The 12,660-nt window shown below is 40.7% G+C and carries 11 protein-coding genes and 1 riboswitch; of the genes, 4 read left to right on the top strand and 7 right to left on the bottom strand.

Going from position 1 to position 12,660, the window contains the following annotated elements; translation table 11 throughout:
• Window positions 1-178 precede the first annotated feature (178 nt).
• The 3 genes from IEW82_RS15125 (at window position 179) to IEW82_RS15115 (ending at window position 3,540) form a co-directional block, all read left to right on the top strand.
• The gene (locus IEW82_RS15125; RefSeq protein WP_188696232.1) at window positions 179-1,108 is read left to right on the top strand and encodes a 1,4-dihydroxy-2-naphthoate polyprenyltransferase; all 930 of its coding nucleotides are present in this window, start codon (window positions 179-181) and stop codon (window positions 1,106-1,108) included.
• 603 nt (window positions 1,109-1,711) lie between these two features.
• Entirely contained in the window at window positions 1,712-2,374 is a 663-nt protein-coding gene (locus IEW82_RS15120; protein WP_188696229.1) for a PadR family transcriptional regulator, read from the top strand.
• A 95-nt stretch (window positions 2,375-2,469) separates the two neighbouring features.
• Window positions 2,470-2,608, top strand: a riboswitch (FMN riboswitch).
• Window positions 2,609-2,946: 338 nt separating this feature from the next.
• Complete coding sequence (locus IEW82_RS15115; protein ID WP_188696226.1) at window positions 2,947-3,540, top strand: ECF transporter S component; 594 nt, start codon at window positions 2,947-2,949, stop codon at window positions 3,538-3,540.
• 570 nt (window positions 3,541-4,110) lie between these two features.
• Here the strand turns inward: IEW82_RS15115 and IEW82_RS15110 are convergent.
• Window positions 4,111-4,635: an acyl-CoA thioesterase gene (locus tag IEW82_RS15110; RefSeq protein ID WP_188696221.1), complete on the bottom strand. Its 525-nt coding sequence runs from the start codon at window positions 4,633-4,635 to the stop codon at window positions 4,111-4,113.
• A 345-nt stretch (window positions 4,636-4,980) separates the two neighbouring features.
• Between IEW82_RS15110 and IEW82_RS15105 the strand changes: the two genes are divergently transcribed.
• Entirely contained in the window at window positions 4,981-5,535 is a 555-nt protein-coding gene (locus IEW82_RS15105; RefSeq protein ID WP_188696217.1) for a 3D domain-containing protein, read from the top strand.
• 111 nt (window positions 5,536-5,646) lie between these two features.
• Here IEW82_RS15105 and IEW82_RS15100 read toward each other — a convergent pair whose 3' ends face one another.
• The 6 genes from IEW82_RS15100 to IEW82_RS15075 form a co-directional block, all read right to left on the bottom strand.
• The gene (locus IEW82_RS15100) at window positions 5,647-6,630 is read right to left on the bottom strand and encodes an ABC transporter ATP-binding protein (RefSeq protein ID WP_229672654.1); all 984 of its coding nucleotides are present in this window, start codon (window positions 6,628-6,630) and stop codon (window positions 5,647-5,649) included.
• A gap of 12 nt (window positions 6,631-6,642) precedes the next feature.
• The gene (locus tag IEW82_RS15095) at window positions 6,643-7,623 is read right to left on the bottom strand and encodes an ABC transporter ATP-binding protein (RefSeq protein WP_188696214.1); all 981 of its coding nucleotides are present in this window, start codon (window positions 7,621-7,623) and stop codon (window positions 6,643-6,645) included.
• A complete protein-coding gene (locus IEW82_RS15090; RefSeq protein ID WP_188696211.1) occupies window positions 7,598-8,539 on the bottom strand; it encodes an ABC transporter permease in 942 nt (313 codons plus the stop codon). Before IEW82_RS15090 ends, IEW82_RS15095 begins: the two co-directional genes overlap by 26 nt.
• The gene (locus tag IEW82_RS15085; RefSeq protein WP_188696208.1) at window positions 8,529-9,524 is read right to left on the bottom strand and encodes an ABC transporter permease; all 996 of its coding nucleotides are present in this window, start codon (window positions 9,522-9,524) and stop codon (window positions 8,529-8,531) included. Before IEW82_RS15085 ends, IEW82_RS15090 begins: the two co-directional genes overlap by 11 nt.
• 65 nt (window positions 9,525-9,589) lie before the next feature.
• Window positions 9,590-11,281 carry an ABC transporter substrate-binding protein gene (locus IEW82_RS15080; RefSeq protein ID WP_188696203.1) on the bottom strand — a complete coding sequence of 564 codons (1,692 nt, stop codon included), beginning with the start codon at window positions 11,279-11,281 and terminating at the stop codon, window positions 9,590-9,592.
• Window positions 11,282-11,444: 163 nt separating this feature from the next.
• On the bottom strand, window positions 11,445-12,491 hold the full coding sequence (locus tag IEW82_RS15075; protein WP_188696200.1) for a LacI family DNA-binding transcriptional regulator: 1,047 nt from the start codon (window positions 12,489-12,491) through the stop codon (window positions 11,445-11,447).
• Window positions 12,492-12,660 lie beyond the last annotated feature (169 nt).

The following is a 12,660-nucleotide window of genomic DNA, read 5'->3' as shown; positions in this document are numbered from 1 at the left end:
CTTCCTATATTATATAGGATAAGCACATGATTATTTAAGAGAACTTCTTTCCATTTCATGAACGTTTTAATAAAATGGGAAAAACAACCGACAAATCAAGGGTTTTACGGGTTGACACCTTTTGACGATTCTCTTAAACTTGATATGATTTTATTATGTATTTTAGGAGAGACCCTTTATGCAAAGTAATAAAGAAACAATAGGAAAAAACAAGGGCTGGAAAATTTGGTGGAAGCTATTGCGTCCACATACATTAACCGCTTCTTTTATTCCTGTCATTCTTGGTTCAGCCTTGGCATTAGTTGAAGACCATATTCATTGGCTTTTATTTATTGCTATGTTAATTGCTTCTATTCTCATTCAAGCTGCAACCAATATGTTTAATGAATATTTTGATTACAAGCGTGGGCTTGATACTGATGAATCTGTAGGCATTGGAGGCACAATTGTTCGCGATGGTATTGCACCCAAAACGGTGCTTTATTTAGGCTATGCGTTTTGTTTAATCGCAACCCTGATAGGGGTTTATATTTGTATGACAACAAGCTGGTGGTTGGCGCTGGTCGGCACCATTTGTATGATGGCTGGCTATTTTTATACTGGTGGCCCTTATCCCATCGCTTATACGCCTTTTGGTGAGCTCGTGTCAGGTCTATTCATGGGCCTCATTCTTGTCCTTATTTCCTTTTATATTCAAACGGGGACAGTCACACTTAATAGCATACTTATTTCGGTACCAATCGCCATCCTTTGTGGCGGTATTCTGATGGCAAATAATATTCGCGACCTCGATGGAGATAAAGAGAAGGGAAGACATACACTAGCTATTCTTTTAGGGAGACAAAAAGCCAATATCTTCTTAACAGGCATGTTTATCGCCTCTTACCTTTGGATTATTGGCCTTTCCATTTTCAATGTTGAAACATTTTGGATGTTGCTTGTTTTTGCTAGCTTACCTAAGGCATATAAAGCAGCTAAGCTCTTTAAGGAAAAAAGCAAATCAATCCAATTGATGCCAGCGATGCAAGCAACAGCGCAAATGCACACACACTTTGGCTTTTTCCTATCTCTAGGACTTGTTTTAGAATACGCCCTGCGACATTTTTAATATGACAGAATTAACCCTTCCCTGATGATATTTCCTAAGGGGGATATGTGTCAGGTTCTTTCTTAAAGATGGCATAAGATCGCCACGTTCATTTCTCAATTTCTTATACGCTTTTATCTCCACCACGGTACCCTGTGTGATTGCGTTAGGTTTTACAAAGCAAACAAAATCACACAGGGGAATTTATATTTATAACAAGACGCATTGTTCCTTCAATCATCTGTTTCACTTCCCCTCGCATTCCTCTAAACCTGCCAAATCCTTTTTCGATTAGAGCATTAGAACGCGTAAATGTTTATGATTTTTAATGACACCAGTAGGACCCGCAGCGAAAAGGCACGTTTTCTTGATCAGCTGCTAAAGGCCCATTTCCTATGTATCTCGAGTCCTTTTTGCTCATCCCCCTATATAAAAATTTTTTCATAAATATTTAAATCACTTTTTTTCTCTTAAACGTAATAAATTATGGAGAGTTTGAAACGGTTTTAAGACTAAGCACCTTATATTTAAGCAGTTTATGACAGTTCTTGGGAACTTTTCTCCTGGATTTCTAACGCTAACAGCGCGTGACATTCCACAACGATGAGAAGGGGGAGGACAATTTTGTCTTTAAAATATGGCATACTGGGTTTCTTAAGTGAATGGCCTGGTGCAAGTGGTTATGATCTCAAAAAAGAATTTGATACGTTCATGAACCCTTTTTGGCACACACACCTTTCACAAATTTATCCTGAGTTAAATCATTTGGAAGAGAAAGACCTTGTACATTCTGAAGTGATTGAACAGACCGCTAAACCTGATAAAAAAATCTATACTATTACAGAAAAAGGCCGAGACTATTTGCGTGATTGGCTCTCAAGTTCTCCGCAAAGCCCTAAGATAAAAGAAGCCTTCCTCATGCGAAGCTTCTTCTTGGATAATGTCACAGCTGATGAGGCCATTTTCCAATTGCAGCTCTATAAGAAGCGCCGAGAGGATCGGCTTAAGAATATGAAAAGAACCTTAAAGCAACGCCTGACTGAAATGAAAAATGAAAACGCAGCACTTACACCACGCATTTTGATGATTACTTCAGTGTACAAAAAAGGATTGGATGAAGAAAAAGGGTTTATCCGTTGGTGCGAGGAGACCATTAAATTGATTCAACACTATAAGGATTTATGGAAAAAGGAAGAACGAGAGGAAGAGGATATTCTTCTTAATCATGAGTCATTGAAGGATGCCCCAAAGTGGTTTGTGGAACTCATCGATGAGATTAATGAGTAAATGAGCAATGAATGTTTCCTTTTTTCATTTATAAATCAAGCATAACTATTTACGGCAAAGGCAACTTAAGCTATAATAACATAGAATTATATAAGACGTTCCTTCAGGGCAGGGTGAGATTCCCGACCGGCGGTGTTGAGATCATATGATGTCTAAGTCCGCGAGTCGTTGTTAACGACAGGATCTGGTGTGATTCCAGAGCCGACAGTACAGTCTGGATGGGAGAAGGATGATGGTTATCAAGCCTATTTAATTAGGCCGTTTTTTGCGGACCATACTTCAGAGACGCTGCCCAAGGAATTAATTTCCTTGGGTATTTTTTTGTACTATCTGAATTTGTCACTTTGCTGACGCTCTCAAAGGATGATAGTATAAGCACAGCTTTGACTTTCGCCACCTGATGAGACTTGCGGGCAACCTAAGTGTGTGACCTGCAAAAATCACATCAGGAGTACCGGCGAAGCTGTGCAAGCCAAGCTTTCTAATGTGATCTGCTAAAAACGTATTCTAGGATTCCTTAGTCTGATAGCCATCATCAGATGAGCCCAAATAAATAGAGATGAGGTGATCTGATGCGTTCAACGTCTTTAACAAAAATGGTGACCATTGCTTTATTGTCCGCCATCGCATTTTTAATCATGTACATTGCCTTTCCTTTACCACTTATGCCGACATTTCTTACAATCGATTTAAGTGATATTCCAGCGATTATTGGTGCCATTCTCTTTGGACCGCTTGCAGGAATTATTATTGAGGCACTGAAAAATCTTCTGCATTATGCCACAACAGGCGGCATTCCCATCGGAGAGCTCGCCAACTTTATCGCAGGTAGCGTGCTTATTATTGTCGGCTCGCTCATTTTTAAGAAACGACAAACCACACGCTCTTTGCTCATCGGACTAAGTCTTGGCACTCTAGTAATGGCTATCATCATGAGCCTTGCCAACTATTATTTCATATATCCCGCATATGCCATTTTTATGGGATTTTCAATTGATCAACAAATACAGCTTGCTCAAGCAGCTAACCATTCAATTCATGATCTCATGACCTTAGTCATCTTAGCTGTTCTTCCCTTTAATATCATTAAAGGTGTGATCATGACATTAATCGTTGTACCAATATGGTTAAGACTGCGTCCACGATTAGTCAGTAAACCGCGTTAAACGTTAGAAAACCTTGCTTATACTTCACCGCTTCGCTAAGCACAGCCTGGATATTCGTGCTTTCGCACTCACACACTTAAGGAAGTTACCACCCCTCAGGTGGTGAAGATAAACAGACGAAGCTTAAAGATCTTCCACAAATTTATAATTGCTAACGTTATAAAAAGAGGCTGAGACAGAAGTCTATAGCTCATAGAGAATCCGAACGCATTCACACTTTTAAAGGTATGCGTTCGGATTTTTAAGTGAGTGTTGAAGTGCTCCGTCAAACTACTCGCTTGCCGTGGGCACGGTCTCACCTCATTTGGAAATGGTTTTGTCTGTGCTCCAAAGTATTGATGAATAAAAATTCCCTATTCCTGCGTCTACGCGTACGGCTTCGAAGTCAGCTTTCTCGGAACAACTCGACGTTTATTCGAGAAGTAACGCTGGCCCCATTTCCGCAGGCGTCTCCGTATTTTGACTACGCTTCCCGTTTCCTTCGTTCCTTTAAATCTTAGCGTTCGGTATGAGGGGGATCTCTTTTCGTGTTGTCCCACCCTCTTTTGGTTATATTACTCCTGTATGTATCTAGGATCTCGAGCTTTCCCAGGGCTGAGCCAAACTGAAAACCTGTGAAAATCTTCGGCTGTCTTCCCTTCTTATTTTGCGAATTTCCCGCCGGCCTTCAGCGCTTTCAAAAAGCATCTTTTCTTCAGCGCTTTCTGGAATAATAGGTGGCACTTTCACAGGACGTCCGTCATCCCCTAAAGCCACAAAAGTCAGGAAGGACGTTGCACACAACTGGCGCTCGCCGGTTAACAGATCTTCAGTAATCACCTTAACAAACACTTCCATGGAGGTTTTATGTGTATAGGTCACAAAGGATTCAAGGCAAACCGAAGAGCCTTCCTTGATAGGATGCAAAAAATCCACGGAATCTGTAGAAGCCGTAACAACGGGCTTGCGCGCATGCCTAATCGCTGATAGCGCGGCAACATCATCAATATAAGACATTAATTTCCCACCAAACATTGTCCCATGGTAATTCGTGTCTAGTGGCTGAACATGAGCTGCTTTTACGGCTCTTGATTCATTAACATATTTTCCTTCCATTCCTCCGCACTTCCTTTCTCTACACTAGTATATCGAAGCGACTTAACTTAAAGCAATCTTTTACTTCATCATTTGAAATCCATGCATATAATACCATCATTTGGATATTAAGTGTGAACAAATTGTGACATCAGGTATGAAACGTACATTCGTAATCTTTTTGTAACTTAGCTATTACGGATTTGTTATCTAGGCATATTAGAATCTCTTAAGTGCCTCAGTGGTAGGCATAAAGTATTATTTCCAGCTATTTATCCTTCCTTGGGTGATTGAGGATGATGAGGATTGACTGATGAATGGTGCACATCCATCATCAAGTCTTTTAAAGCTAAAGGAGGAATAGCTATGCTTTCATTACAAAGCTCTAAAAAAATGATGCTATTTTTATTTATTGTTGCGCTTATGATTGGTGTACCTGGACGCTCGCTTGCCTTAAGTAACACTGAGCAATCAGAGAGCCCTAATAAACAATCTAAACGATTAAAAGACAATGAAACAGAACAACAAAATACAATTTATTTAAAACAGATACCCAATATCTCTCATCATAAATCAGCTGGAAACTATGTGAAACAACTCACAGATCGTGAGCATCCAAAGAAAAGGGCTCATAAAGTGCGCGTTAAAGCTACTGCTTATACTGCACATTGCACGGGATGTTCAGGCATTACCAAAAGTGGATTAGACCTCACCCAACATCCAAGTGCTAAGGTGATTGCTGTCGACCCGGACGTGATTCCATTAGGATCAACCCTGTATATTCCGGGATATGGTAAGGCTAAAGCCGCTGACACAGGTGGTGCCATTAACGGCAATCACATCGATGTCTATTTTTCATCAAAACATGACGCCAAACAATGGGGCGTTAAGTATATGACTGTCACTGTCGTTCAGAATTAATAGTGACGCTAATAAAGGCTGATCCTCCACCTCGTGAGGATCAGCCTTTATTTTGTAACTAGGGAAATCAAATTCAAAAACAGAAGTTCAATTAAGCGGTATAAATAGCCATCAATTTATTTGCTTATTCTCTTTATAGTGATGACAAGCCACAAAATGATGCTCCATTGCTTCCTCTAAATCTGGCATAGTCTCTCGGCATAGCTCTGTGGCTAAAGGACAGCGATTGACAAACGGGCAGCCTTTTCTTCCCTCTGATAAATCCGGTGGCTCGTTCACCACATTTGTCAGATCGATCTTTGATTCACTGCCTGGTGTTGCTGCCAAAAGCAGCTGAGTATACGGGTTTAAAGGCTGCTTGATGAGTGCCTTTGATTCAGCAATTTCCATCACCTTTCCACCATACAATACCATGATTCGATCCCCAAAATAGCGGGCAGAGGCCAAATCATGGGTGATATAAAGATAGGATAATCCCAGGTCTCTCTTCAAATCATTCATGAGTTGTAATATGCCTGCTCGTATTGAAACATCCAACATTGATGTCGGTTCATCAGCAACAATAAATTTGGGATTAACAGCCAAAGCTCGAGCAATAGCTAGGCGCTGTTGCTGTCCTCCTGATAATTCATGGGGATGTTTTTTTCGTATTTCTGCAACAGGTGTTAGACCCACTTGAAAAAGCAGATCTGTTACCTTTTGATCTAATGCCTTCCCTTTATAGCCCTGATGCTTTTTCAAGGGGAATTTCAAGTGATTCTCAATCGATTTAACTGGATTTAAGGAGCCGAACGGGTCTTGAAAGATCATTTGTGCAATACGTCGATATTGCTTTAATTCTCTTCCCTTTAAATCATTAATCGCTTTGCCTTGAACATTGACTTTACCTTCAGTCGGTCTCAATAACCTTACTAATGCTCTTCCAATGGTTGTTTTCCCACTTCCAGATTCTCCGACTAAAGCAAGGACCTCCCCCTTCTTTATCTCTAAATTCACTTTGTCCACAGGTATGATATACTTTTTCTTTTGGTCACCACGAACGGGGAATTTAATGACTAGATCCTTCACTTCAACTAGGCTTGTAGATTGATCCAAGATTCATGCACCTCATTTCTGAACCGTTTCATAGAGATGGCATTCGATGTCTCTATTTTCAACGTGTCTGATTTCTGGTCTCACTCTCTTGCATAAGTCATTGGCGTAACGACATCGTGGATGATAGGCACATCCAGTTGGCAATTCTACTAAGTTGGGTGGATTACCAGGAATCCCTTCTATCGTCACCTCGTCAGCCGTCAAGTGAGGAATCGCTCGGATAAGCCCCTCTGTATAAGGATGATGGGCCTTGGATGCCATAAGTGACTGACTATCGGTTACCTCAATAAAACGGCCAGCGTACATAATGGCCACCTTAGATGCCAGTTCAGAAACTAAACTAAAATCATGACTGATAAATAGAATGGCAAACTTCTTTATCTTTTGTATTTCTTTGATTTTATCAAGGATTGACCGCTGAACGACAACATCTAAGGCCGTTGTTGGTTCGTCCATGATAACGAGCTTAGGATCAAGGGCAATGGCAATAGCGATGACCACTCGCTGTCTCATTCCCCCTGATAATTCATGAGGATAGCTTTTTAAATGGGCTGGATCAATGCTCACAATTTCTAAAAGCTCTCTTGCTCTTTTCTTTGCAGCCTGTTTTGACATCCTTTTATCATGGCTGAGAAAAACATCGACAATTTGATCTTCTACAGTAAGCACAGGGTTTAAAGCATTCATCGCACTTTGGAATACCATCGCCATTTGACTCCAGCGAAATTGCCTTAACTCATTTTTTGTTAAGCTATAGACATCTCTACCCATCACTTTGATCGTGCCGGACGTCAATACCGCATTGTTTTTCAATAAATGCATGATAGCATTCCCTAAAGTCGATTTGCCAGACCCTGATTCACCAATCAAACCAACTATCGTATTTTCATAGATTTTGAGAGAAACATCGTTCACAGCTTGAACCATTCCCGCTGGCGAATCATACCCAACAGAAACATTTTGTAATTCAAGAACGGGCTGCCTGTCTTCCATGCTTCTTCCTCCTTTTTTGTCCTTTTAGACGAGGATTGGTGATTTCATCAATGGCAAAGTTCATAAGCACAAGGCTGAGTCCGACTAAGGCAATTCCGACACCAGGAGGAATAAACCACCACCAAGCCCCTCTTAATAAAGCACTATTAGAGCTTGCCCAATACAGCATCGTTCCCCAGCTCGTCGAATTAATATCCTCAAAACCTAAGAATGCGAGACCTGCTTCTGCCAAAATAGCACCGAGAGTGGCGAACATAATATTCCCTGCAATAATCGACATCATATTTGGACAGATTTCAGTAATCATGATCCGAATCGATGATTTCCCAGACATTTTAGCTGCTGAAATGAAATCCCGGCCAGCTAAAGTCATAGCCTGTGACCGAAACACACGTGCCCCCCATGCCCAGCCTGTAAAAGCAATGATTAAACCATTGACATAGGGCGTCGATGCTTTCACATAGGCTTCAATAACAATAAGTAAGGCGAGTCCTGGTAATACAAGAAATAAATTGGTAATAAAGGTCAGGATGGCATCGGTAATGCCTCCTCGATAACCAGCAACCACCCCAAAAATCAAGCCAATGATGGTAGAGAGAATCCCTGCACCAAAACCGACAATCATCGTATTTCTCGCACTGAAGATAAATTGTGAAAACAGATCCTGTCCCGTATTCGTCGTCCCAAACCAATGGTGTGCAGTGGGCGCCAGGTTAGGATCATAAATTGCTGCACTTGGTGAGTAAGGCGCAATAAGTGGGGCAAAGATAGCAATAAGCAAAAAGACTAAGAAGATAATAAAACCCGTTGCCGACTTACCATTTGTAAAAAAGAATTTCAGAAACCTTAAATATCTAAAAACATTATTTGACGTTTTTACGGGTTGTTGAATAGATGGTGTGACCTCAGCCTTCATGTGATAACCCCCCTGTACGAATCCTTGGATCGAGTCTGCTGTATAATAAATCAACGATAAGATTCGCAACGAGTACAGAAATGGCGATTAAAAGGAAAGAGGCTTGGATCATTGGAAAATCTTGAGATGTGACAGCCGATGTAAGTTGATTGCCAATCCCAGGATAAGAAAAGACTTGTTCTGTTAAGATAGAGCCACTGACCACATTTCCAATCGCAATAGCAAAGCTTGTCAACTGTGGCAGGATCGCATTGCGGGCTGCATAAGAGAACATCAGACGTGATGTCCGCACCCCTTTGGCTTCAGCAAAAGTGACGTAATCTTCTCCTAATGTATTAATCATGTTATTACGCATTCCTACAATCCAGCCGCTTAATGAGCCTAGCAATAATGTTAGCCCCGGTAAAAAGGCATGGGATAGCATGCTATATAAAAAGGACCCATTCCAGCCAGGTGTTAAAGAAGGATCATAGCCATGAGATAATGGAAACCATTCGAGCTTAAAGCCAAAAATAAAGACAAATAATAGCGCCATCCAGAAATACGGCATCGCTTGGAAAATCATCGAAACAATTGGCAGTGTGTTATCTAATAACCCTTTCCGCTTCCACGAGATATAAACTCCCAGTGTCGTGCCCAGGAATACAGAAATCAAGGTTGAAATGCCAACGAGCCCTAATGTCCAAGGAACACTCGATTTAATAATATCGCTAACCGGTGTTGGGTATTGCATAAATGATAGTCCCCAGTTAAAGGTAAAGAGTCCGTGAAGATAATCCATATATTGTTGCCATAAATTTGATTGGCCAATGCCATAAGCTTTTTTCATCGCATCTATAGCCGCAGGTGTCAGCTGTCCTTGAAACTTAGCAAACATCGCATCGGCTGGGTTGCCTGGCATCAAACGCGGTAAAATAAAATTTATTGTAATGGCAGCCCATAGCGATAGAACAAAAAAGCCGAAACGATTAATAACGTATCGCATAATCTCCCCCCTTGTTGTAAGTAGGGATAGGAAAAAGAGCAGGGCTCTTTTTCCTCATCCTTTGATTAGTTAGCTGGTTTTAGTTTAGATAGGACAATAGCTGGTGCTGGCCAGTTAAATGGAGCTGGGTTTGCATAAGGATCATCTTCTGTGGGCCAGCCTGTATAATTGGCCGTTCTATATTCATACCAAACCGGACCATTTACAAGCGAGATAACTGGCATTTGTTTAACCATGACATTTTGCAGATAATTAATCGCTTCTTTTTGCTTCGCTTCATCTGTTGTGCTTTGGAAGCTTTTTAAAGCTGCATCCGTCTTAGGGTCATTCCATTTTTCTAGGTTCCAGCCACCGTGACTGTTTAAAAGATCTTGATATTGTTTATATGGTGTCGGCCCTTGGTTAGTCCAAGAAATCGCGAGTTCAAATTTTCCACCTTGTACATTCGATGTATAAGCCGCCTGTTCAGGCTGTTGTATCTTGATCTGAATGCCAATGCTCTTAAGCTCTTGTGAAATTAACTGTGCCATCGTTGCCCAGTCAGTCCAACCTGACACGGTTTGCAAGGTGAAGGACAATTTTTTACCAGATGGAGAGACAAAGATACCATCACTGCCTTTTTTGTAGCCAGCATCTTCTAAAGTTTTGATCGCTTTCTTTTGATTCAGTTCAAATTTTAATTGATCTTTAGGAATGCTTGGATCGATCCATTTTTGATCTCTTGGCAAAATTAAACCGGTTGTGCTTGAAAGTGGATCATAGCCCGAAGCTGCTTGGTCGGAAAGTTTTTGGCGATCAATCGCTAGACTAATAGCTTTGCGTACATTAATATCTTTTAGAATTGGATTCGTTAAATTCGGATAGAGTGTGACATTGTTGCTAGCTGGGAACCAATATTTATTGTGTTCCTTATCTGTACCTACATAGACCTTATCAGCATCTGGAATGAAGATCCCTGCCCAATCAATTTCACCCTTGGTCAAAGCAAGCTGTTCGCTATCATTGCCACTAAAGGCTGGGAATTGCAGCTCCTTAATCGCATATTCACCACCATAGAATTTCGGGTTTGCCTTCATCTTGTAAAGCTGTGGTGAGAAGGATTCCAATAAATAAGGTCCTGTTCCAATGGCAAGCTTTTGTGTAATTTTCGCTTTAGAAGGATCGCCAAGGTCTTTCCAAATATGCTGTGGCACAATATCCGTACCTAAAACATAATTATCAAAAGGCACATTAGGTTGATCAAAGTTAAAGTCCACTTCATTGTCTCCTTTTTTCTCAACAGAAGACACTTCCTTCCAAATGCCGTTGGTATCAGCAGCTGGATATTTCTTTAATAAATTAAAAGTAAAGATAACATCATCTGCAGTAAAATCTTGTCCATCTGACCATTTAACATTGTCACGCAGAGTGACCGCCAAAGTTTTGTTGCCATTGGTCCATTCAAATTTGGTTGCCAGCATTGCCGTGTTTTTACCACTTACTGGATCAAGATAATACAGCGGCTGGAAGATCAAACCGTTAGTTCCCCCAGAGGCGTTTGCAGAAAATGGATTGAAATTTTCCTGCCATTGTCCCGCTGGTGCAAGACCAATGACCAAAGGCTTCTGCTTAGTGCTTGATTTCGAACTGCCAGAGGCTGCCTTATCACTGCTTGCTTTACCCGAAGACCCTTTATCCGTACAACCAGTTAATACTAAAACGATAGCGAGCAATACCATAAATAAAAATGATACTTGTCTTTTAAACTTCCCTTTCATTTACTTTCATCTCCCTCGTTTTTTTACGAAAGCGGTTTACATGAAACGGCGAATAACAAGCATGCAAAATAACAAACAAATTAACCGCTTTCATTTGTGAAAGCATCAGGTTAGCTATCCAAATTTTTGACCCCCCTCACCTCCTTAAAGCTAGATAGCCCTCCTAAATTTGTGTTTCTGCTGGTTTCTGTGATAATTTTTTCTGAATAACCGTTTCGCGAGTGACCAATTCGGTATCAATCATAATCGGACTAGGAAAATAATTGGCGTCATTCATTAACCTCAATAATTCCTCAGCCGCTCGCTGCCCCATGACATCCTTTTTTTGACGGATTGTCGTTAAATGCGGTCGAATGTATTTTAAAAGTGCGATATCATCAAACCCTATAATCGATATATCTGTACCAACCCTTAGATTTTTTTCCCTTATAGCATCCATTGCCCCGATTGCCATCATGTCGCCTGCACAAAAAATCGCTGTGGGAAGCTCCGAACTTTCGAGCAAGCGCTTTGTTGTATGGTAGCCTCCTTGTTCCGAAAAGTCGCTTGCTAATATCCATTTACTTAAAACAGATAAATTATTTTTTTCAATGCCTTTCGTAAAGCCAATCAAGCGATCATGCCCCGGCTTAGTGCCAAATACGTCCGAGATATAAGCAATCTCTGTATGCCCCATTTCAACCAGATAATCCACTGCTTTGATCGCACCACCAATATTATCGGAGGTGAGATAACTTGCATTGGGACCAATCAAATCTAGGTCAATAGACATGCACGGAATATCGCTTTGTGCAAGGCTCGAAAGCTTGGGATCCGTTCTTGGAACCCCTAATAAAAACAGGCCATCAACATTGCGATTCTTGGCACGTTCTTCAAACGTCTCGATGTGATTATCTGGATGATTATTTGTGAAAAACATTAAATCATAACCATGAGCACCGATAACATCCTTAAAGCTTGCTAATATATCTTGTAAAAAGGGATGCCTAAATCCTGAGTTAAGGTGATCCTGAAAGAAAACACCAACTGTCTTGGACTTCTTAGTTGCTAATCCTCGTGCAAATGAACTTGGCTGGTAGCCGATTTCATCCACGATTTTTTTGACCTTCTCGATGGTTCTTTGGCTGACGTCCGAGCGTCCATTTAATACTTTAGAAACAGTGGCTGCAGAGACACCTGCCTTTTTAGCAATATCATATATAGTGGCCATTTCAATTCCTCCGAAAGCGGTTAAGTACCATTTGCATCCATTATAATCAAAAAATTTATTTTGTAAAGGCTTCCATTTTATTTTTGTCCAAAAAATTTTTAATATGGAGAATATTTTATATGAAAAAATTCACATAAAAGCCTTACATTGGGCTACAGGAAAACAGCCC

It is taken from the genome of Pullulanibacillus camelliae, from assembly GCF_014642655.1.
Classification (GTDB): domain Bacteria; phylum Bacillota; class Bacilli; order Bacillales; family Sporolactobacillaceae; genus Pullulanibacillus; species Pullulanibacillus camelliae.
This window is presented reverse-complemented; position numbering and strand designations above follow the sequence as displayed.

Bases quoted from the DNA above. Each gene is read 5' to 3' on its own strand.
- IEW82_RS15125 (WP_188696232.1), top strand. From the start codon at position 179: ATGCAAAGTAATAAAGAAACAATAGGAAAAAACAAGGGCTGGAAAATT.
- IEW82_RS15115 (WP_188696226.1), top strand. From the start codon at position 2,947: ATGCGTTCAACGTCTTTAACAAAAATGGTGACCATTGCTTTATTGTCC.
- IEW82_RS15110 (WP_188696221.1), bottom strand. From the start codon at position 4,635: ATGGAAGGAAAATATGTTAATGAATCAAGAGCCGTAAAAGCAGCTCAT.
- IEW82_RS15105 (WP_188696217.1), top strand. From the start codon at position 4,981: ATGCTTTCATTACAAAGCTCTAAAAAAATGATGCTATTTTTATTTATT.
- IEW82_RS15095 (WP_188696214.1), bottom strand. From the start codon at position 7,623: ATGGAAGACAGGCAGCCCGTTCTTGAATTACAAAATGTTTCTGTTGGG.
- IEW82_RS15090 (WP_188696211.1), bottom strand. From the start codon at position 8,539: ATGAAGGCTGAGGTCACACCATCTATTCAACAACCCGTAAAAACGTCA.
- IEW82_RS15085 (WP_188696208.1), bottom strand. From the start codon at position 9,524: ATGCGATACGTTATTAATCGTTTCGGCTTTTTTGTTCTATCGCTATGG.
- IEW82_RS15080 (WP_188696203.1), bottom strand. From the start codon at position 11,281: ATGAAAGGGAAGTTTAAAAGACAAGTATCATTTTTATTTATGGTATTG.
- IEW82_RS15075 (WP_188696200.1), bottom strand. From the start codon at position 12,491: ATGGCCACTATATATGATATTGCTAAAAAGGCAGGTGTCTCTGCAGCC.